Below are 22,544 nucleotides of genomic sequence, written 5' to 3' on the forward strand. Positions count from 1 at the left end.
GGCGGCAGTATATGAAATAGTGGCGGAAAAAGATTTCCGGAGCCGTTAGCGGGTGAGATTGCGCAGCCAGCGGTATTTGTGAAAGTGGTGAATGACCCATGGAATTTTTCCAACTTCATCGAGGCAGGTGCAGGCGTAGACCAGAAGAACCGGCCAGTGAAACAAGAAGGCTCCGCACAGCGCGACCGGAATGGCAATTCCCCACATGACGACAATGAGGGAGTAGACATCGAATTTCGTATCTCCTCCTGCGTCGAAGATACCATTGATTACGACCGTGTTCACACATCGGCCGATCATATAAAATGAGGTAATAGCAAGCATGCCGGCACATAATGTTCTTGCATTGGGAGTCAGCCGGTAGAAAAGCAATACCGGATGAATCACTGCAAGAACGACCGCGGTCGTGATAAATCCAATGAGGAAGGAAAGCTTCATCAGCCGTTGTCCATAGATTTTCGCCATGTCCAGATTCCCCTGACCGAGTTGATTCCCGAGAAGGATGGATCCGGCATTCGCGATACCGTTGCACATACAGCAGGTAAGATCCCGTACCACTGCGGCAACGGAGTTGGCGGCAGCGGCATTCTGACCGAGATGCCCCATAATGGCGGAATAGGAGGTAAAACCGATTCCCCACAGAAGAGAGGCTCCGAGAAGCGGCAGGCTGATTTTCCGGAAATCCGATCCCAGCAGGCGGTTGCGGTGAAAAAGCCTCGTAAGATCCGGGCGGACAAAGCCCTTCTGAAGCGAGGACCCCGCAGCCCATGCCAGCTCGACGATTCTGGAGATCAGCGTGGCGAGCGCGGCTCCCCTTGCACCCATCTCCGGGAACCCGATCAGGCCGAAGATGAATATCGTGTTCAGGACAATATTCAGGATAACGGCACTTGATGAGATGAGCGCTGTCCGGTTCGCGTGGCCTGTGAGCTTCATGATGGTCAGGTAGCACTGCGAGATACCGGTCAGCAGGTAAGACCAGCCGGCGATCCTGAGATAGGAGACACCGATCTCCGAAAGTGTCGGGTCGTTGGTGAAAAAGGCCATCAGAAAACCTGGAGTCAGGATGCAGAGCAGACCGAACAGAAGATCAATCAGAAAAGAGAGCCGGAGCATGAGATTGAAGATATCGTGCAGACTCAGGAGGTCCTGTTTGCCCCAGTACTGGGAACCGAGAATGGATCCTGCCGATACCACAGAGCTTAGAAACATGTTCATTACGAACTGAATCTGTGTTGCAAGCGATACCGCTGCCATGGAGTTCTGATTCAGCCTGCCCAGCATAATGGCGTCCGCAGCCGCAACCGCTGCCAGCATAAGGCTCTGCAGAGCAATCGGGACAGCGAGAGACACCAGCTTCCGGTTAAATAACGGGTCAGAGAACAGACCCTCTTTCATCGACGGCGATGGCATTTCATATTACCTCTTTATCTTTCTCAGTCTTTTTCCGGTTCTTTTCTTCCGTTCTTTTTTCCTCAGTTTTTTTCCCGGTTCTTCGCTGCACAGCTCGCGTTCATCAGAAACGCAGAACGAGATAAAACACGCTGCGCGAGTTTTATCTCGCTATCGCGACGCTCGCCGCACACGAATACTTCGCATTCGGCTGCGGCTCACTGTTCGCGTAAATAAAAATTCGTCCGGCCCCCTGGCGCACCTGGCGTCTGGTCCGGACGAATCAGAATTCTGTGACTTATGCCCCGGTTCAGTGACTAACCCGGGATTCTATGCTTTATGCCCCGGTTCAGTGATTAACCCGGGATTCTATGACATGTCCCGTGGTTCAGTGATTGATCCAGGATTCCCAGTCACCGATTATGGCATCATCATCAAAATAATTGATCCGCATCGCGTCGCGAACCTCTTCGAGTGTCCGGTTTGTCTCTTCCGCGGCATGCTCCGTTCCTTTCCGGAGTATGTTGTACACCTCGGGAATATCGGCTGCCCATTTGGCTCTTTCCGCGCGGATCGGTGTGAGCATTTCTTCCAGTACCTTGATCAGGAACTTCTTGCATTTCACGTCACCGAGGCCGCCTCTTCTGTAATGATCTTTCATCTCTTCCAGATTTGCGTACTCCGGAAGGTATTCGGCAAACTGCTCATCTGTGCAGAATGCGTCCAGATAGGTAAACACAGCGTTGCCCTCTACATGTCCGGGATCGGCGATGTTCAGGTGCTGCGGGTCGGTATACATCCCCATGACCTTTGTCTTGACCGTCTTCGGATCATCAGACAGATAGATGCAGTTACCGAGCGATTTCGACATTTTGGCGGTGCCGTCGGTACCGGGAAGCCGTCTCTGGGTTTCATTTTCCGGCAGAAGAATGTCAGGCTCCACCAGAACATCCCGGCTATATGTCGTATTGAACTTGCGGACAATCTCGCGTGTCTGCTCCAGCATCGGCTCCTGGTCTTCTCCGGCAGGAACAGTGGTTGCCTTGAAGGCAGTGATGTCCGCGGCCTGAGATACAGGATAGGTGAAGAAGCCGGCGGGAAGTCCCGCCTCATTGTTGTTTACGCCTTCGGAACTGGAGAAGCCTCTCAGGGTCATTTCGTTCTTTACCGTGGGATTGCGGCTCAGTCTCTGGGTGGTTACAAGATTCATGTAGTAGAAAGTCAGCGCATGGAGAGCCGGGATACCGGACTGAATGCAGATGGTGGATTTTTCAGGATCAATGCCGACGGACAGATAGTCCAGAGCAACCTCAATGATGTTGTCGCGGATCTTCTGTGGGTTGTTCCAGTTGTCGGTGAGTGCCTGATCATCGGCGATCAGAATATTAATTTCATCAAACTTCCCGGAGTTCTGCAGCTGTACCCTTCTCTTCAGTGACCCCACGTAATGACCGAGATGAAGACGGCCTGTCGGGCGATCTCCGGTCAGAATTACTTTCCTTTTACAGTCTTTTGCTTCCATATTTCCTCCCATATATTTATCAGAAAAAATTTAAATTGCAAAATAAAGTGCAGTCTGAAACGCGATCCGAAATGCAGGCTGAAATACAGTCCGAAATGCAGACTAAAATACAGCCTAAAACGCAGGCTGAAATACAGTCGGAATTGCAGGCTGGATTTCACTGCGCAGACCCGGGCAACCTTCTTGCCCGACTTATACAACTATAGCATAAAAAAAGGAAATTTGAAATGAATTGTTCGTTCCGGAGGCGATCAGGCGAAATCCGGACAGCGTTCCGGTTCTGGTCAACAGGCAGAGGAGAATTCACAGGGGATTTGCGTGAGGGCGATTTTGTTTTTGCGATTCTGTTTTATTTTTTTAAAGTTGATGAATTCCGGTCTGTTCTGTGGTAGTATTGAAAAGAATTTGTCCGGTTTTTGTCTGGATGAAGCAGATGATACAGAGAGATGCATACGGAGAGATGCATACGGAGAGATGCTTACCGCGAGTTGCATACAAACCGTTGGATGCGGAGAGATGCTTACCGCGAGCTGCACACAAACCGTTGCATACGGAAAGTGATTGAGGGGGAATTGTTATCGTGGAGAGCAGGTTATATATCGAAAAGGAATTCTCGGAACAGGGAGTCGATTGCTATAAGCTGAAGGGCAAGGATTACCTGAATCATTATTACATTGTCTCAGAGTCGGAGACCAGGAAGCTGATGAATACGCCGGAGATTGTCGGCTATGAGGTATACAGGTGCATGCTCCCTGCCACATCGCAGATGATGTATTATTTTAAAGAAAACGGGAAGGTTTCCTGCGCGAATATACTATCGATTCTGCGGGGAGCCTTGAATTACCCGCTCGAAGAGGCATGCTATCGGGAACATGTGAGGATTCATGACATCAGCTTTTTGTCGAGTGAGCGTGTCTTCAATGAAGAAGAGCTTGCCGGCCTGAAGATCAAGTATTCCAAGCTGACCATGGTGCCGGACAGCACACTGCTGATCGGAGATATCATAGCTTCAGGGGAGACGCTGATTCAGTGCCTGGAATATGTGACGGATTTTTACAGGGCGAGCGGTGCGGCGCTTCGAAATATCATCATCTTTACGATCGGTGGAACGAAGGCTGTCGAAATTCTGGAAAGGCTCACGGAGAAATTCCGGGAGTTCTGGCCTGCGTTCGAGGGGTTCTACTGCGTCTTCTACGAGGGAATCTTCAGCACCTATCAGGACAGAGGCGTATCCGGAGTCAATATCCCTGATGTTGATTTCTACTGGAAGGACGGCATTATTTCGCCGGAATTCCGCAGGGTGACGCTTTCCATGCGGGACCCTCTTTTTGAAAAATGTATCATCTACGACGGAGGAGCCCGCCGTTACGAGATTCATGAGCACGTGAACGAGGTGCTCGGCTTCTGGAGAGATATTCGGGATCGGGCAGATCGGATTCAGATGAAGGATCTTCTCGAAGAAAAGCTGGGCCACGGGACACCGATCACTTATGAGGACTGGGTTCTGGACTGTCACTACGGGCACCTGAATCCGAGCGTGACACATTGGCTCTACCAGCAGGAACTGGGGTATATAGAGAGCCTGAAGAGGACAGATCTCAGGGAAATCGCAGATGAGAGAATCCGCGATTTTACAGATTCCTTAAGAAAATACATTCTGTAGGCGTATCCGGGAATATCATCTGGAATTTCATCTGGATTTATTTTTTTATTTTTGCGTTCATGAGGGAGAGAGAATGAGAGGGAAGAATCAGAAGCAGCGGGAAACTACGGTGGATATCGACTATGCCGAGCAGTCGGTGCCGGTTGATCGCAGACAGAGCTTTATTACAATGTTCATGATTATGCTCGGTTTTACTTTTTTCTCGGCGAGCATGTGGGTCGGGCAGGAGATGGCGAAAGGGCTGGATTTTTACGGCTTTCTCGGTTCGCTGTTTCTCGGAGGTGCTATCCTTGCCGTGTATACGGGCCTTCTGGGATACGTCGGTGCAAAGACCGGAATGAGTCTGGATCTGATGAGCCGCCGTGCCTTCGGACTGAAGGGAAGTTATCTTCCATCCGCGATGATCAGCTTCACCCAGATCGGCTGGTTCGGTGTGGGTGTCGCGATGTTTGCGATCCCGGTGGCAAATGAGCTGCTTGGCGGGAGCAGACTTGCGGAGTGGATTCTAGTGCTCGTGGCCGGGGCGTGCATGACTTCTTCGGCGTATTTCGGAATAAAGTCTCTGACAATCGTCAGCTATATCGCGGTTCCGCTTGTGGCAATTCTCGGAACAGTGGCTATGATTCTCGCGGTTCAGAGAGGCGACGGGACTTTGATCAGCCAGTTCGCAAAGTCAAGCGGTACGCTCACAGTGATCGGAGGAGCGGGGATGGTGATCGGATCCTTTGTATCCGGTGGAACAGCTACGCCGAACTTCTCAAGGTTCGCCAGAAATGCCCGGCAGGGTGTCGTTACTACGGTTGTCGCCTTCTTCATCGGGAACTCACTGATGTTCTTCTTCGGCGCGGTTTCTTCCATTTATGTGGGAGGAAATGATATCTTCGAAGTAATGATCAACCTGAATCTGTTTTATCTTGCTGTTCTTGTCCTTGGACTGAATATCTGGACAACGAATGACAATGCGCTTTACTCCGCCGGCCTTGGCCTCGCGAACATCTTCGGCCAGAAGAAAAAAACGATGGTTCTGATCTCCGGCGTCATCGGAACGGTGACCGCCGTATGGCTCTACTGGAATTTTACGCACTGGCTCAATATCCTGAACTGCACCCTTCCGCCGATCGGAGTGATCCTGATTCTGGACTATTTCCTGCACAGAAAAAACTACACCGATGATTTCCGGGATTTCCAGACCGTTAACTGGTTCTCCGTCATCGGTGTTGTCGCGGGAGCGCTGGGAGCAAATATCATCACCGCGGGTATTCCGTCGATCACCGGAATGGCGGTTGCGGCGATTATCTATCTGATCGGATACTTTACCTCGGGTAAGAACAGGGCATAGGCATTATTGCTGAAGCATTTCCAGATATTTTTCTGCTGATTCCGGCCGCTGTGTATTTCTAATGATCCCGGCGTATACAGGTTCGGAAAAGCCCGCCTTCCGGTACAGGGAAGTGCCTTCCAGTGAGACACACGCAGACATATAATCCTGACGCTGAAAAATATCACGGGTGTGCTGATCCATGAGGACGACGTCCAGCTTTTTATCTGTGATCATGGCCAGGAGCTTCATCTGGGATGCGTAGGAGTATTCATAAGACGCTCCGCCATCCGTGCCGGAAGCTGTGTAAGACGCTCCGCTATCCGTGCCGGAAGCTGTGTAAGACACTTCGCTATCCGTGACGGAACCTGTGCCTCCGTCCTGCGTGCTGTCCTCCGGATCGGCAGCGATCAGAAGATTACGTTCATACTTTACCGTTCCGCCGGAAAAATCCTCCGGTTCCATCTGCAGGAACTGATCGGTGAGCGAGTCGAGGATGCTGTCGGCTGCCTGAACATTCACAAGCGCGACGGAGAGCACGGTTTTCTTCCTGGTAAGGGCTGACGAAAGTGAATAGATCAGAATTCCTCCCGCGATGATCAGGAGGATAAAAAACCATTTGTAATAATCCCAGAGGTAAGTGATTCTCTGTCTGCGATCCATACCGCGCAATGTTTCTCTGAGTTTCATTTTTCCTCCCGGTGTAAGAAATTATCCTGACGTGTGGTGTCGGCGTCCCCGGATCTGTTTCCGGGGGCGTTTTCTGTATCTTCGCTGTCTGGGGCCCCTTCCGGATTTTCGAGCTTTCGGAATACCGGTTTCAGAAGATAAGAACAAAGAAAGGCGGCAAAGCCCTCGCCGAGAAAGATGACCGGTGTAAAATAACGGATGGCGATAAAGTAAATCGCAAAATGAATGGCAGCCATTACGATCGTGCAGACGGGATAGCGGATTCCGATCATAAACGCGTTCTTCAGGGTGCCCTTCCAGGAATTGTCATAGCGCGAAAGGAGCGGAAACGCGTACAGAACGATAATCGCGAACACAATCAGAAATACAATATACAGACCGAAGCCGATCATGAAGAGAGGAGAGCTTATCGCGCGCTGGCGATAGAAACGGCCGGAGAAGAAGAACGCGATCGCAATCGGAATGATCAGACAGGACAATTTGGTTCCCTCACGAAAATTCTGGCGGAATGAGTGAAAGAAATCCTGCAGCAGAGAGATTCCGGAGTCGTTAGCAAGCTTAAGTGTGCAGTAGTAGAGCGCGCTGGTAGAGGCTCCAAGCGTGAAGAGCGGCAGACTGCACAGAATCCATAACAGGTTCAGAAGTATGCAGTCAAGCAGCTTGCCGAGAAAATTCATGACCGGGTTATATGGATTGATGAAATGATTCATTTGTGATCCTCCTGTCTTCCCTCTGTTGATTCTCTGAGTATCAGATTGGTCTCGCAGGCACAGGTGCGGTAATTCAGTGCCGGGTTCTGGATCCGGGACAGAATCAGGTCAGTGGCGGAAAATCCCATGATCTGACTGTGTATATGCACGGTCGAAAGCTTCGGCGTCACCAGAAGGGACTCTGCGGAGTCGTCGAAGCCAAGGATCATGACATCCTCCGGGACGCTGAGATCCAGATGATTCAGCGCGTGCATCAGATCAATTGCCACAAAGTCATTGGCGCAGATAAAAACGCGCGGTATTTTCCGGAATTCCTTCAGCTTGCTGTAGAAGTAACCTTCCGCAGGACTCATTCCCGCGGAAGCGGAGGCGGGATCCGGCTTCTCTGTGATGCACCATTCTTCATGGATCGGAAGGGAACACAGGTACATGCTGTTGCGGTATGCCATGAATCGTTCGAAAAAAGAACGGCAATGCATGGCTTCTCCCGCAAATCCTATGTCACGGATTCCGCGCGCCTTCATCAGGTGAATGAACTGACAGATGCCTTCATCATTATTCATAGTAAGAATGTCGGCGGGAAGGGGATCTGCGCCGGGGTCGGCAGGGGCGTCTACGAAAAGAACCGGGACACCGGACTGGCAGATAAATCTCGCGTAGGATGGGTCAAAGACTTCAATACATATAATTGCCGCGCAGTTTTCAAGGCGCAGAGAGGCGGGCAGCCTCTGGGCTGCAATATCTTCTGCTCTGGCGAAATGCATAGTCATGGAGTATCCGCGCTTGGATATTTCCATCTGAAATTTATCGAGCATCATCGCGGAGAAGTGAGAGCCGTTCAAGAACCAGGTGGTGATCAGCGCAATTTCATTTTTCGCGGGAGCGGGCGGGGTAAGACTGTTCTGCACCGCGTCGAGATCAAGGTAGGAAAACTGCTTATATCCCATTTCAATTGCCCGCGCGAGAATCTTCTGACGGGTGCTGTCCGCGAGGACTCCGGTGTTATTGATTGCCTTGGAGACGGTATTCCTTGATAATCCAAGCGAATCCGCAATGTCCTGAATTGTGACTCTGTTTTCCATATATTATCAACTCCATTTTTTATCTGGCTGCAGTTCCATTTACAATCTCTGCTTTTTCACAGCTTCAAGTATTATCTTCCTTCCGTTATGAGATCTGGCCCTGCGTTTCTACAGCGTTGTTCTTAATTTCTGTCTGCAGCTTTGTTCCTGAGCTCTGTCAATAGTTGCGTTCTGTCTATAGCTGCATTCTGTGTTTCTGTTTTACATGCACTATTTCAGTCTTACTACAATATAATATAATGCCCTTATCATGATTTGTCAAATGTAAAAGTGTAAATTTTACATAATGGGTATTAAAGATGTCTGAAAAAGCAGACCAAAACAACTCAACATTATGCGCGGGAAAACAGAAAGGCTCACCCCTCCGGCGGCCTGTCATATTGGTTAATCCTGAGACTTTAAACGTTTTTTTTATCGCTCTTCCGGATTCTGAGGAAAGCATCTGGAAAAGTTCACAGTTTTGCCTGCCCATTCTTGTATAAATTTTACAAAAAACTCAATTCCGGGCGCAAAAGTGGTGCAAATGCACATTTTTTAATTGACAAATGACAACCCGGGAATTATATTGAACAACGAAGACAGGGTAATAAAGCAATATAGAGTAACCGGACACCAGAGCAACAGAACAACCGGACAACAGAATAACCGGACAACAGAACAATCGGACAACGGAACAACAGAGTAACCCGTCAACAAAGCAATCAGACAACAGAGTGGCGAGACACCAGGGTGACAGATCAGCAAGGCATCTGACATGCAATGATTTATGAGGAGGTATGGAAGCATGGAGGAAAAAGCAAGAAGAAAAGGAAGAGGACTCCTGTATTTCAGGCAGCACTGGCAGCTTTATGTAATTTTTCTCGGACCGGCGTTTCTGCTTACACTGATTTTCAAGTATGCGCCCATGGGAGGCATACTGATCGCGTTTCAGAATTTCAATCCGATCAAGGGAATCTTTGGAAGCCAGTGGGTGGGCATGAAGTATTTCAAGAGATTCCTGGAGTCGCCGGACTTCATCCGCTATCTGGTAAATACACTGAAGCTGAGTGTATACGGATTGCTCTGGGGATTCCCTATTCCGATCATCCTGGCGTTATTCCTGAATCAGATCAAACGCACGGGTATCCGGAAGAAGATTCAGACGGTTCTGTATATGCCGAACTTCGTATCGGTCATCGTACTTTGTGGTATGGTTCGTATCCTTCTTTCTGTAACGGGACCGGTAAACGGCCTGCTCCACACCAGCATCAATTTCATGACAATACCCGAGGCGTTCCGTCCGATCTACATCATTTCCGGAATATGGCAGGGAGCCGGATGGGCTTCCATCATGTACACCGCGGCATTGTCCAACGCAAGTCAGGAGCTGCGTGAGGCAGCGGCTCTGGATGGAGCAAATATCTGGCAGCAGATTCGCGTGGTAGACTGGCCGGCAATCAAGGATATGGTTGTGATTCAGTTCATTCTTCAGGCAGGAAATATCATGAGCATCGGATTTGAGAAGGCTTATGCGCTGCAGACGGATATGAACCTGAAATCTGCGGAGATCATCGCAACCTATGTGTACAAGAAGGGACTTCTCGACGGAGACTACAGCTTCTCTACAGCAGTAGGTCTGTTTAATACGATCATTAATGTCATACTTCTGATCGCGGTCAATAAGATCGTGGAGAAGATGAATGACGGACAGGGAATATGAGGAGGAAAAAGCAATGGCGGAAATCAACGCAGCGGTCAGAAAACATCCGTTTTCCAGATACGGGAAATCTGACAAAGCCTTTATCATTATAAGCAGACTGTTTCTTGCAATTTTTGTAATTGCGATTATCGTACCGATGATCTACATTGTGATTGCGTCCTTTATGGATCCGGTGACCCTTCAGAATCAGGGCATCACCTTCAACTTCAAGAAGTGGACGGTGACAGCGTATCAGAGGGTGCTGACCAATAAGCAGATCTGGATCGGTTTCCTGAACGCGGTCATCTATTCCGTGGCGTTCACCGTGATCTCGGTTGCGGTCACCATGCTTGCGGCATACCCGATGTCCCGGAAGGATCTGAAGGGAAGAGGATTCTTCAACGTGATCTTTGTCATCACGATGTTCTTTGGAGGCGGACTGATTCCTACCTACCTGGTAATCAGCGACCTCGGACTTCTGGACACGATCTGGGCGGTCATTCTTCCGGGTGCGTTTTCCGTATGGAACATGATCATTGCCAGAACCTATTATCAGGGCATTCCGAAGGAGCTGAGAGAAGCCTCTGCTGTGGACGGTGCCAATGAGGTGCAGTATTTCTTCCGGATTCTTCTTCCGGTCTGCAAGCCGCTGATTGCCGTCCTGGTTCTCTGGCAGTTTGTCGCCATGTGGAACAGCTATTTTGACGCAATGATTTATATCAATACGGCATCCAAGCAGCCGCTGCAGCTTGTGCTTCGCGCGATCCTGATTCAGAACCAGCCGCAGTCGGGAATGATCGCGGATATTCAGAGCACCGCGGCAAGAGCACAGCTTGGAGAACTGTTAAAATATGCAACCATTATTATTTCGTCGCTACCGCTGATCGTCATGTATCCGTTCTTCCAGAAATATTTTGATGCGGGTATCATGGTCGGTTCGGTAAAGGGCTGATATTGAGATAGGGTTACAGCAGAATCTGCGGAAAGGCTGAGAAATGTTTAGAAAGTGGATGAAAAAAATATGTGCCGCATCACTTGCTGCGGCCATCGCGGCGACATCGCTGACCGGCTGCGGTGAATTGTTTTTTGGATATAAAGAGGCAAGAAATAAGGCGGAAGAGCCGGCTTCCTATACCTTCCCGCTCAAGGAGAAGGAAACAATCAGCGGTATGACCAGCTATCCGAGTGCCACGGAATCAGATCCGAACAAGAGGGCAATCTTTGAGAGACTGGAGAAACAGACAAACGTGCATGTGAACTGGAAGGCGATTTCATCCGATCAGTGGTCGGATAAGATTTCCCTTCAGATGAGCAACTATTCTACGCTTCCGGATTTCATTTTTACAGCGGGATTTTCAGACAGTGATCTTCTTCGATACGGAACGCAGGGCGTTATCATTCCGCTGGAGGATTATATCGACAAGTATATGCCGAACCTGAAAAAGGTTTTCGACGAATATCCGGAATACCGTTCGATGTGCACCGACGAGAACGGTCATATCTGGGCGCTTCCCTGGATCGAGCAGCTCGGAGAGGGCAAGGAAGCCATTCAGACTGTTGGTGATATGAGCTTTATCAACAAGAAATGGCTGGATTACCTCGGGCTGAAGATGCCGACGACGGTAGATGAATTCGAAGAGGTTCTGAAAGCGTTCCGTGACCATTCCAAGGATCTTCAGGAACATTTCAAGATCAAGGGAAGTATCATTCCCATGTCATTTATCATTAATGACAGTGATCAGGATCCGGCGATTCTGATTAACGGTTTTGGAGAGGGATACGGCGATGGAGACAGAGGACGCCATATTGCGGTCACGGACGACAAGAAGGTGATCTGCTCCGCGACGCAGTCCGGTTATCGCAAGGGAATCGAATGGCTGCATAATCTTTATAAAGAGGGACTGATCGATCCGGAGTGCTTCACGCAGGAATGGTCCACTTATGTATCCAAGGGAAAATCCGGAAGATACGGTGTATGCTTCTCCTGGGATATTGCCAACATCGATAATCTGGAGGACTGGGAGCCGCTGCCGGCTCTGACTGCGGACACCAGAAATATCACACCGCAGAACGGATCGTATACAAGTGGATTTGACCGCGGAAGATGTGTGGTTACCGCTCTGGCGAAGAAGCCTGCTCTTGTCTGCAGCTGGCTGGACCAGATGTATGCGCCGATGCAGTCTCCGCAGAACAACTGGGGAACCTACGGCAAGAAGGGTGAGTTCCACATTTTTGAGATGTCGAAGAATGCAGACGGACAGCCGATGCTGAAGCACATGGATCTCGGCGATCATTCTCCGGTAGAGGTCAGAGAGGCAGAATGTGTCGGCGGACCGCTTGCGGTGCTGAATGATTACTACGGCAAGTATGTAACCTGCCCTGCGGACGCGCAGTACCGTCTGGACTGGATCAAGAACATCTATACACCGGATATGCACGGAAAGTACGTATACCCGAACCTGTTCATGAATCAGGAGGATACCGAGCAGCTTTCGAATCTTACGGCGGACATCACTACGGAGATCAATGCAAGGAGGTCCGACTGGATCATGAACGGTGTGACTGACAGCGAGTGGAATTCGTATCTGAAGAAGCTGGATGCCTACGGTTTAAAGCAGTATCTGGGAATTTTCCAGAAGTATCTGGATCGCTATGATCTGGATCAGTAAGCAGGACAGATAATGGCAGAATGTATGACCGCGAACACAGGCGCAGAGAAGCAGTATTGAGAATCCGGGTGGAACTTCATCAAATGAGAATCGGAGAATGGTATCGTTATTATGGTGATGAACATCAGGAAATCATATTGTTATAATGGTGATGAACATCAGAAAACCATATCGTTATCATGAAAATGAAATCCGGGAATCACCGGAGAAACGAAACAGAGTATGAAAGGAAGCAGATTGATGTACAGATCAGACGAACTTCTTAAGGCAAGAATTACCGAACAGTTATATGAAAAGAAGATCCGTCCGGAGGAGAGACCGGCGTTTCATCTCACTCCAAGAGTCGGGTGGATGAATGACCCGAACGGATTTTCATGGTATCAGGGTGAATACCACATGTTTTATCAGTACAATCCTTATGATACACAGTGGGGCCCGATGCACTGGGGACATGCGGTGACAAAGGATCTGATCCGCTGGGAGAACAGACCCTGTGCGCTTGCGCCGGACACATTTCCGGACCGGGAAGCGGGATGCTTTTCAGGAGGCGCTGCAGAACTGCCGGACGGGAGGCATCTTCTGATGTATACCGGATGCCGCCGGGAGAAGCATCTCGATGGAACCATCTGTGATGTGCAGACACAGAATCTTGCCATCGGTGACGGCGTGGATTATCAGAAATATCCCGGCAATCCGGTTCTTTCCGAGCTGGATTTGCCGGAAGGCGCGAGTCGTATTGATTTTCGTGATCCGAAAATCTGGCGGGAGTCCGACGGGTCCTGGAGGTGTGTAGTCGCGAACCGGGCGGAGGATGAGACAGGGCAGCTTCTGCTCTTCACAAGCCCGGACGCGTTTCACTGGTCCTATCTGTCAAAGCTGGCAGTAAATCACGGACGGTTCGGAAGAATGTGGGAATGCCCGGATTATTTTGTACTTGATGGCAAGAGCGTGATTCTGATGAGCCCGCAGGATATGGAGCCGGACAGCCTTGGATTCCATGCAGGCAACAATGTGCTCTGCATGATCGGCCATCTCGATGAGGAAGATGAGAACGGGTGTTTCCGGGAGGAATTTGTTCATCCGGTTGATGATGGAATCGATTTTTACGCGACCCAGACGGTGCTCTCGCCGGACGGGAGGAGGATTCTCACCGGCTGGATGCAGAGCTGGGATACTGTGCCTTATCGCGTGGACAACGCGAAGTGGTTTGGCCAGGTATCTCTCCCGAGAGAACTGACGATCTGTGACGGACGTCTGATTCAGAAACCTGTCCGTGAGCTGGAACAGTACAGGACGGACAAGGTCGAGAGACGGAATGTTGCGGTTGACGACAGCCGGGTGTTCACAGATCCTGCGCTTTCGGGAAGAATAGCGGACCTGATTTTTGAGATCTGTCCGGAGGAGGATTGCCGGGAGGTAGAAATCCGTTTCGCGGAAGGAGGCAGTCATTACTGCGCTGTCATCTACCATCCGCAGGATCAGACCCTCACAATAGACCGGTCTCATTCCGGGGTTATCCGTGATGTACTTCATGCGAGAACGGCGAAGGTATCCGCGGCAGACGGAAGTCTGAAGCTGAGGATGATTCTGGACCGGTACAGTGCGGAAATCTTTGTGAATGACGGAGAAACGGTGATGAGCATGACGCATTACTCGGATCCGGAGGCAGAGGGGATTTCGGTTCGTGCGCGCGGAGAAGCGGCTGTGGATATCACAAGGTATCTTCTGAATATGTAATGGCCTTCCTGACCGCTGCAGAAATGGAAGCCGTCGATATTTAAGGAGCTTCTTGACAGCTGCGAAAATGGAACCTATTCTGAATTTGGTGACATTTATCAATTCAGGGGGTTGAGCACAATTCAGGAGGTTGAGCATGAATATTGCGGTGAGATATTATTCAAGATCGGGCAACACAAGGGCTGCGGCGGAGGCAATCGCAAAGGCCGCAGGGACGGAGGCGGTTTCGGCAGACGCACCGGATGCGGCACTTCCAGGAACAGTGGATATCCTGTTTGTCGGCGGCGCACTCTATGCCTACGGCATTGACAGAAAACTGACGGAATATCTGCGCAGCCTGAAGAAGGAAGAGGTCAGAAAAGCGGTTATCTTCTCCACTTCCTGGGTATCAAAGCATGCAATCGAACTCATTCGGAAGGAACTGGAGGCAAAGGGAATTCCCGTAGAGGATCGGACATTTTATTTCCGCGGCAAGCCCGGAGAAAAGCAGCTGAGAGAGGCGGAGACTTTCGCAAAGCAGTTTCTTGCCTGAGGCAGCGATGAACAGACGGCGCATGATGACTTCATGCGCCGTCCGTAATTTACGCGAACAGTGAGCCGCAGCCGAATACGAAGTATTCGTGTGCGGCGAGCGTCGCGATAGCGAGATAAAACTCGCGCAGCGTGTATTATCTCGTTTACGCGAACAGTGAGCCACAGCCGAATACGAAGTATTCGTGTGCGGCGAGCGTCGCGATAGCGAGATAAAACTCGCGCAGCGTGTATTATCTCGTTTACGCGAACGGTGAGCCGCAGCCGAATGCGAAGTATTTGTGTGCGGCGAGCGTCGCGATAGCGAGATAAAACTCGCGCAGCGTGTATTATCTCGTTTTCCGGGCGATGGAACAGGCATGATTGACAGCCAGGCGCGCTGCATGATTGATTGTCCGGAACAGTGGAGGAATTCTATGGAAAAAGAGGGATGCAACAGAGAGAACTGTGAATTTCGGGAACAGAACAAATTCTGTATTTCCGAGGTGCGGCTGTTTCGGGGACTGCCTCCGGAAATTCAGAAAAGGCTGGTTAATCATTCGGTCCATCATACCTATCCTGCAGACGTGCGTATCGTGTCCGAGAACGACAGCATTGATTCCATCATCATCATACGCAGGGGAAAGGTGAAAATATCGAGGACGGATGTCATGGGAGAGGAACATATCCTGGATGTTCTTCATGACGGCCAGAGCGTGTGGCACGGCATCTTTTTGAAGGAGCACCGGTATAATTATGATGTGGTAGCTCTGGAAGAGGTGAAGACCTGTGAGATTCCCCGATCGGTCATTATGCGGATGATCACCGAAAATCCTCAGATATCGTTCAATATGATTGAGGTTCTTGCCAGTGATATCACTGACGCGGAGGATAAGATCTTCGTCCTTTCCATTCGTGAGCCTCGTCAGAGGGTAGCTGCTTTTCTGCTGCGAAGGGAGCGAAAATGCCTTGGAGATGTGATCAATTTGAAGCTGGATGACATTGCGTCCTCGGTCAATCTGCGGCCGGAAACGGTCAGCCGGAACATTTCGTTTCTGGAGAAGGAAGGAATGGTGAAAAGGCTGGGCCGCGGGTGTCTGAAGGTGATAGATCATAAGAAACTGCGGGAATATACCGAAAAAACAGGTTGAAAATCAGGCCCAAAAATGTGTTAAAAAAATAACTTAAATTTGATTATAATCAAGGAGTTGTCTGCCATATTCTGTTACGATCAGCTTGTCACAGGGAGCTGACAGATGGCAGATCACAGAACCGTCTGACACGGAAAGCTGAGGAACGGAGGAATACGGAGCCGTTCGTGACAGCCTCTGTGACAGGCGGTTTTTCTTTTGCGTTTTCAAAGGAGGCAGAACATGATCAGGGGAAGAATTCATTCGATAGAGACATTTGGCTCGGTAGACGGGCCCGGCGTCCGTTTCGTAATTTTTCTGCAGGGATGTGCGATGCGGTGTAAATTCTGTCACAACGCGGATACCTGGAAGCTTCAGTCCGATGATCTGAGAAGCGCGGATGAGCTGATTGATCAGGCGTTAAGATATCGTCCTTACTGGGGTGATGAAGGCGGCATCACGGTGTCCGGCGGAGAACCTCTTCTCCAGATTGACTTCGTCACGGAGCTGTTCCGGAAGGCAAAGGAAAAAGGAATTCACACGGTCATTGACACAGCGGGACAGCCATTCACGAGCGAGGGAGAATGGTTCGAAAAATTCAGAAATCTGATGCAATATACAGATCTGCTTCTTGTGGATATCAAGGAGATGGATCCGGAAAAACACCGGAAGCTGACAGGCGTCAGGAATGAGAACATTCTGTCCATGATCCGCTATCTGAATGAAATCGGGAAGCCCGTGTGGATCCGCCAGGTACTTGTCCCCGGCTGGACCGACGCGACGGAGGATCTGAAAAAGGAGCGGGAGTTCCTGAACGGACTGAGTAATGTTCAGAAGGTAGAGGTACTGCCGTATCACACGATGGGCGCCTACAAGTGGAAACTGCTCGGTATTCCGTATGCGTTGGAGGGGGTTAAGAGTCCCACGGCGCAGCAGGTGAGAGTAGCGGAAAACATTCTCGGCGCCGGTGAACATCCGCAGACTTCCGGTGAAAAGAGCGCGTAAGGCGCAGGAAGGATTTTCAGCAGCACAGTTAACAGTTGTAAAGACTGATGATAGCAGACAACAAGAAAGAAATGAGACAGAGCTATGAGAAACGAGTGGAGAGACTTTAAGGGTAGTAAATGGACGGACGATATCGATGTCCGTGATTTCATCCAGAAGAATTACACTCCTTATGACGGCGACGAGAGCTTCCTCGAAGGACCGACAGAGGCAACCGATATTCTGTGGGGTAAGGTACAGGAGCTGCAGAAACAGGAGCGCGCAAAGGGAGGCGTGCTTGACTGTGAAACAGAGGTCGTTTCCGGACTGACCGCTTACGGCGCAGGATACATCGATGAATCCACAAAGGATCTTGAGAAAATCGTCGGACTTCAGACAGACAAACCGCTGAAGAGAGCGTTTATGCCTTACGGCGGAATCAAGATGGCTGAAGAGGCTGCCGAGACGTACGGATATCATATCAATGACAAGTTCCATAAGATCTTTACAGAATATCACAAGACCCATAACCAGGCCGTTTTTGACGCTTATACTCCTGAGATGCGGAAGGCAAGACATTCCCATATTGTAACGGGTCTTCCGGACACATACGGCAGAGGCCGAATCGTCGGTGATTACCGGAGAGTTGCTCTCTACGGAATCGATCATCTGATCGCGAAGAAACAGGAAGATTTCGCGAACTGCGGAGACGGAACGATGACCGATGATGTCATCCGTCTGAGAGAGGAAATCAGTGAGCAGATCCGTGCGCTCAAGGGCATGAAAAAGATGGCGGAGGCATATGGATACGATATTTCCGCACCGGCAAAGAATGCGAAGGAGGCGGTTCAGTGGCTGTATTTCGGTTACCTTGCCGCAATCAAGACGCAGAACGGAGCGGCAATGTCTGTCGGAAGAATCTCAACCTTCCTGGACATCTACATTGAGCGTGATCTGAAAGAGGGAACTCTCACGGAGAAAGAGGCGCAGGAGCTGATCGATCATCTGACCATGAAGTTCCGCATGGTAAAATTTGCGCGTATTCCAAGCTACAATGAGCTGTTTTCCGGGGATCCCGTCTGGGCAACACTTGAGGTCGCGGGAATCGGCATGGACGGCCGTTCCATGGTCACAAAAAATGACTATCGTTTCCTTCACACCCTGGAGAACATGGGACCGTCTCCGGAGCCGAATCTGACGGTGCTTTACAGCTCCGCACTTCCGGAGAGCTTCAAGAAATACGCGGCTTCCATTTCAATCCGGACTTCATCCATTCAGTACGAGAACGATGATGTGATGAAACCGGTCTGGGGAGACGACTACAGCATCTGCTGCTGCGTCAGCGCGACACAGACCGGAAAGGAAATGCAGTTCTTCGGCGCGAGAGCAAACCTCGCGAAGTGCCTCCTGTACGCAATCAATGGAGGAAAGGATGAAAAATTCCTGGACAAGCAGGGAAATCACATGCAGGTAGGGCCGGAGTACGCGCCGATCACCTCTGAATATCTCGACTACGACGAGGTTCTTCACAAATTCGATATCATGATGGACTGGCTTGCAGATCTTTATGTGAATATCCTGAATCTGATTCAGTATATGCATGATAAATATTATTATGAATCGGCAGAGATGGCATTGATCGATACTGATGTCCGCAGAACCTTTGCGACCGGAATCGCAGGATTCTCACATGTCGTCGATTCCCTGAGCGCGATCAAATACGCAAAGGTAAAAACCGTCCGCGACGAGTCCGGACTTGTGATCGATTATGAGATCGAAGGAGATTTCCCGCGCTACGGAAATGATGACAGCAGAGCCGACGATATCGCCGTATGGCTGCTCAAGACCTTTATGAAGAAGATCAGAAAGCATCACACCTACCGGAATTCTGAGCCGACTACTTCGATCCTCACCATCACATCCAATGTGGTATACGGAAAGGCAACCGGAGCACTTCCGGATGGAAGAGAAGCTTACAAGCCGTTTGCTCCCGGAGCAAATCCGGCCTATGGAGCGGAACAGAGCGGTCTTCTGGCGTCTCTGAATTCTGTGGCAAAGCTTCCGTATGAGTATGCCCTTGACGGCATTTCAAATACGCAGACTATCAATCCAGGAGCACTCGGCCATGATGATAATTCAAGAAAAGAGAATCTGGTCCGGGTACTTGACGGATACTTCGATCAGGGCGCGCATCATCTCAATGTCAATGTCTTTGGTCTGGAGAAGCTTAAGGACGCGATGGAGCATCCGGAGAAGCCGGAATACGCAAACTTCACAATCCGTGTCAGCGGTTATGCGGTAAAGTTCATCGACCTTACGAGAGAACAGCAGCTGGATGTCATCTCCAGATGCATTCACGAGAAAATGTAAAATCGGAAATAAATTTTTCAATCAAAGGAATGCATTCCAGCCATTTCGACAGAAATATATATCTTAGAATGCAGGTCATTTGACAGAAATATATATCTTAGAATGCAGGTCATTTTGACAGAAATATACATATTTCGTTAAAGATCAGAGATATAAAGAGTTATTTTCAAATACAAAGACATCCTCAGGTTCTTCCCTGACTGGTAATGTTGATCCATTACATTTTCAAAATCGTAAAAACGGGGTTGTTGCAAGATTATGCGACAGCCCCTGTTTTATGTGCGTTGCAGTGTGTAAAATGTGAAAGCTGAAGATTTTAGGGCTTTATCATCTGTGGCTTATTGAATATTTCGGGACTGAAATATTTTTGCTGAAAGATTTACGAGTCTGTTGTATAATTGAAAAGCGTTTTGTCTGTTTGAAAAAAAGATTCAAACGGAATCCGGAGAAAAATGTCAACACCATAGACCGTGAAAATGGTCATCTGATTATGAAGCGTGACGGGGAGAATCGGTTATACGATTGCATATATGCGTGTTTCTATAGGGAAATCGTGGCAGAGAAGGCTGCGATCGATTATCTGCACTGGTGATTTATCATGAAGAAGAATTCATATCACTCGGGGAAGAGTAATTTTGCTCTGAGAATCAATCTGATTATGTTTATGCTCGTTGCAGTTGAGCTTATCGTGATTTTCACGGTCAGCACCAGACTGCTTTTGAGCAAGAATTCAGAGGTTATTTCCAATATCATGCTTGCTTCGGATGAGAAAGTGCTGAAGAATTCGGTCGATAACCTTATCCGGGATATTGAAAATACCAAAGAACTTCTGAAAAAAGAAGGAAAGTCAGATTCAGAGATAAAGAACGTGATCCGGGAGCGATTATATGCGAAAGTACATTTAAATGAATATGAAAACGGAAGATATATATGGGTCAATGAGATCATTGATTACAACGGCGGTGACGGATATGCGATTCGTCTGATGCATCCGAATCTTCCGGATACCGAGGGAGAAAAGCTTTCGACGAATACCACAGACGAACATGGCAATAAGCCTTACCAGGAGGAACTTGATCTGGTGAACCGATCCGGAAGTGGATTTTACCGGTATTTTTTTAAAGAACTGCACAGCGACAAGGTGACCGAGAAGATGTCTTACTGTCGATTGTACAGGGAATATAACTGGGTCATCTGTGAAGGCGAAAATCTTTCCAGTATCCGGGAATACGAAACAATTCAGCGAAGGTATCTCCTGCCCTATGTGTTTCGTACAAATTTAATCATGATGATTGTCGCGCTGATTGTCACGATGATAACGGTGGGTTTATTCAGCAGAAAATATAATTCCATACTTGTTGAAAAGAACCGGGAACTCGGGATGCTTGTATACCGCGATCATCTGACGGGTCTGTACAACCGGGGCGGTCTGATTGCACATCTGGATGATTACTGCAGTTCGTATGACAGGAATGAGATGACAGGTGTGTTTATCGATCTGGATGATTTTAAGCTGATTAATGATCTGTACGGTCATGCGGCAGGTGATGCTGCTTTGCGTGATCTGGCGGAATACCTCGTTTTTGCTTTTCCGGGATGTCTGATCGGAAGAACCGGAGGAGATGAGTTCTGCGTGATTATTCGAAATAAGTCTCCGGAGGACTGTGCGAAGATCATTCTGGATGCACTCACAGAGGATAGAAAATTCGAATTTGACGGGAAGATGATTCGCTACACAATTTCCGGCGGATATGCTGATTTTCCGTCACAGGCTTCAGATCGTGAAACGCTGATGAAGCAGATGGACAGTGCGCTCTACGCTGCGAAAACCGCAGGAAAACATACAGTCTTGCATTTCAAATCGGATATGATGAATATCAGCCGGGATTACATGGGATTTAATGTCAGAAGCATGGTTACAGGGCTCCCGGGGGCTGTTCTCATCTATCAGGTTGAAGGAGATGAGCGGATTCTATTTGCAAATGATGATCTTGTCCGGCTGTTCGAATGCAAAAATCACAGAGAATTTCTGGAATACACACACTCCAGTTTCCGTCACATTGTTCATCCGGATGATTATATAAAAGTGGAACAGTCCATACGAGATCAGATTCTGCACGAGAAAAACTTGTCGGATCCGCTGAAATCAACGTTTGATGACTATGTGGAATATCGGATCCTGACAAAGAACGGAAATGTCCGAAATGTAATCGACATAGGAAGAATGGTCCATGATGAGCATTTCGGCGACATTTTTTATGTATTCATTCAGGATAAAGAAAAATTGAAAAAACATGAATGATAAACTGCGTGATTCATCGAAGGGACGGTGCCGAATCGTCTGGCAATTGGAGGAGGGCATGCAGTGAAACGGGGCTGCTCCCGCGGGTCGGATATATATTCTCTGATCTGCGGGAGCAGCCCCGTTATTTACGCGAACAGTGAGCCGCAGCCGAATGCGAAGTATTCGTGTGCGGCGAGCGTCGCGATAGCGAGATAAAACTCGCGCAGCGTGTTTTATCTCGTTTACGCGAACGGTGAGCCGCAGCCGAATGCGAAGCATTCGTGTGCGGCGAGCGTCGCGATAGCGAGATAAAACTCGCGCAGCGTGTTTTATCTCGTTCTGTGGCGAAAAATACGCAGGACAATGCTATGCGGGAGAAAAATTTAAAGTAAAAGTGTGTGGAACAGAAGAACCTGTAATGTCCATCAGACAAAGAGCAGAATTCCGGTGGCGGTGTGTGCGCTGACATTAGACCTGAGATATACAAGGTGTACAACTTAATGCTTCAGAGAAGAAAATTTCCCAAAAATTAAACGTACATATTAGTAAAGACAACGAAGATATACCATACATATTGACAGTAAAATACATGAATGGTACATTAACAATTACAAGGTAATTTGTATATATTAACAAGGTGCTGCAAGATGTAAAGATAATTCAGGACTGCAGATGCTTGGAATGTCCACACAGACGATGCAGATGATTGAGAGTGTTATCTTCCTGGTGTTTGTACTGATCTTTGCGGACAGACAATCCATTCAGGTTATTAAATAACTCCCATACGATACATCGTGCCACATAC

Annotated in this window: 17 protein-coding genes; 12 read left to right on the forward strand and 5 right to left on the reverse strand. The window is 49.0% G+C overall.

The window, feature by feature from the left end:
* Positions 1-45: 45 nt before the first annotated feature.
* Positions 46-1,413, reverse strand: coding sequence for an MATE family efflux transporter (locus ACTNDI_RS04110; RefSeq protein ID WP_441099488.1), 1,368 nt, complete (start codon positions 1,411-1,413; stop codon positions 46-48).
* A 367-nt stretch (positions 1,414-1,780) separates the two neighbouring features.
* Positions 1,781-2,914, reverse strand: coding sequence for a tryptophan--tRNA ligase (trpS, locus tag ACTNDI_RS04115; RefSeq protein WP_441099489.1), 1,134 nt, complete (start codon positions 2,912-2,914; stop codon positions 1,781-1,783).
* Positions 2,915-3,494: 580 nt separating this feature from the next.
* Here trpS and ACTNDI_RS04120 point away from each other — a divergent pair.
* Both ACTNDI_RS04120 and codB read left to right on the forward strand, forming a co-directional pair.
* Positions 3,495-4,577: a hypothetical protein gene (locus ACTNDI_RS04120; protein WP_441099490.1), complete on the forward strand. Its 1,083-nt coding sequence runs from the start codon at positions 3,495-3,497 to the stop codon at positions 4,575-4,577.
* A 73-nt stretch (positions 4,578-4,650) separates the two neighbouring features.
* On the forward strand, positions 4,651-5,916 hold the full coding sequence (gene codB / locus ACTNDI_RS04125; protein ID WP_441099491.1) for a cytosine permease: 1,266 nt from the start codon (positions 4,651-4,653) through the stop codon (positions 5,914-5,916).
* A 3-nt stretch (positions 5,917-5,919) separates the two neighbouring features.
* Here codB and ACTNDI_RS04130 read toward each other — a convergent pair whose 3' ends face one another.
* Genes ACTNDI_RS04130 through ACTNDI_RS04140 form a run of 3 tightly spaced genes read right to left on the reverse strand, consistent with a single transcriptional unit; the run spans position 5,920 to position 8,377 of the window.
* On the reverse strand, positions 5,920-6,585 hold the full coding sequence (locus tag ACTNDI_RS04130; protein WP_441099492.1) for a hypothetical protein: 666 nt from the start codon (positions 6,583-6,585) through the stop codon (positions 5,920-5,922).
* On the reverse strand, positions 6,582-7,295 hold the full coding sequence (locus tag ACTNDI_RS04135; RefSeq protein WP_441099493.1) for a YesL family protein: 714 nt from the start codon (positions 7,293-7,295) through the stop codon (positions 6,582-6,584). The genes ACTNDI_RS04130 and ACTNDI_RS04135 overlap by 4 nt, the downstream gene beginning before the upstream one ends.
* On the reverse strand, positions 7,292-8,377 hold the full coding sequence (locus tag ACTNDI_RS04140) for a LacI family DNA-binding transcriptional regulator (protein ID WP_441099494.1): 1,086 nt from the start codon (positions 8,375-8,377) through the stop codon (positions 7,292-7,294). The genes ACTNDI_RS04135 and ACTNDI_RS04140 overlap by 4 nt, the downstream gene beginning before the upstream one ends.
* A 784-nt stretch (positions 8,378-9,161) precedes the next feature.
* Here ACTNDI_RS04140 and ACTNDI_RS04145 point away from each other — a divergent pair.
* The 10 genes from ACTNDI_RS04145 to ACTNDI_RS04190 all read left to right on the forward strand — a co-directional run bounded on the left by ACTNDI_RS04145 (position 9,162) and on the right by ACTNDI_RS04190 (position 21,757).
* Positions 9,162-10,076 (forward strand): ABC transporter permease, encoded by a 915-nt coding sequence (locus tag ACTNDI_RS04145; protein WP_441099495.1) that lies wholly within the window; start codon positions 9,162-9,164, stop codon positions 10,074-10,076.
* Between the two features lie 13 nt (positions 10,077-10,089).
* Positions 10,090-11,007 (forward strand): carbohydrate ABC transporter permease, encoded by a 918-nt coding sequence (locus tag ACTNDI_RS04150; RefSeq protein ID WP_441099625.1) that lies wholly within the window; start codon positions 10,090-10,092, stop codon positions 11,005-11,007.
* A 43-nt stretch (positions 11,008-11,050) separates the two neighbouring features.
* Complete coding sequence (locus ACTNDI_RS04155; RefSeq protein WP_441099496.1) at positions 11,051-12,724, forward strand: extracellular solute-binding protein; 1,674 nt, start codon at positions 11,051-11,053, stop codon at positions 12,722-12,724.
* Positions 12,725-12,964: 240 nt separating this feature from the next.
* Positions 12,965-14,461: a glycoside hydrolase family 32 protein gene (locus ACTNDI_RS04160; RefSeq protein ID WP_441099497.1), complete on the forward strand. Its 1,497-nt coding sequence runs from the start codon at positions 12,965-12,967 to the stop codon at positions 14,459-14,461.
* A 136-nt stretch (positions 14,462-14,597) separates the two neighbouring features.
* Positions 14,598-14,993: a flavodoxin family protein gene (locus ACTNDI_RS04165; RefSeq protein ID WP_441099498.1), complete on the forward strand. Its 396-nt coding sequence runs from the start codon at positions 14,598-14,600 to the stop codon at positions 14,991-14,993.
* Positions 14,994-15,408: 415 nt separating this feature from the next.
* Complete coding sequence (locus ACTNDI_RS04170) at positions 15,409-16,122, forward strand: Crp/Fnr family transcriptional regulator (protein WP_441099499.1); 714 nt, start codon at positions 15,409-15,411, stop codon at positions 16,120-16,122.
* Positions 16,123-16,344: 222 nt separating this feature from the next.
* A complete protein-coding gene (gene pflA, locus ACTNDI_RS04175; protein WP_441099500.1) occupies positions 16,345-17,106 on the forward strand; it encodes a pyruvate formate-lyase-activating protein in 762 nt (253 codons plus the stop codon).
* A gap of 84 nt (positions 17,107-17,190) precedes the next feature.
* Positions 17,191-19,455, forward strand: coding sequence for a formate C-acetyltransferase (pflB, locus tag ACTNDI_RS04180; RefSeq protein WP_441099501.1), 2,265 nt, complete (start codon positions 17,191-17,193; stop codon positions 19,453-19,455).
* A 418-nt stretch (positions 19,456-19,873) separates the two neighbouring features.
* On the forward strand, positions 19,874-20,047 hold the full coding sequence (locus ACTNDI_RS04185) for a hypothetical protein (RefSeq protein WP_441099502.1): 174 nt from the start codon (positions 19,874-19,876) through the stop codon (positions 20,045-20,047).
* A 6-nt stretch (positions 20,048-20,053) separates the two neighbouring features.
* Positions 20,054-21,757, forward strand: coding sequence for a diguanylate cyclase (locus ACTNDI_RS04190; protein WP_441099503.1), 1,704 nt, complete (start codon positions 20,054-20,056; stop codon positions 21,755-21,757).
* Positions 21,758-22,544: the final 787 nt, after the last annotated feature.

This window comes from Bilifractor sp. HCP3S3_D3 (assembly GCF_052063915.1).
GTDB lineage: Bacteria > Bacillota > Clostridia > Lachnospirales > Lachnospiraceae > Bilifractor.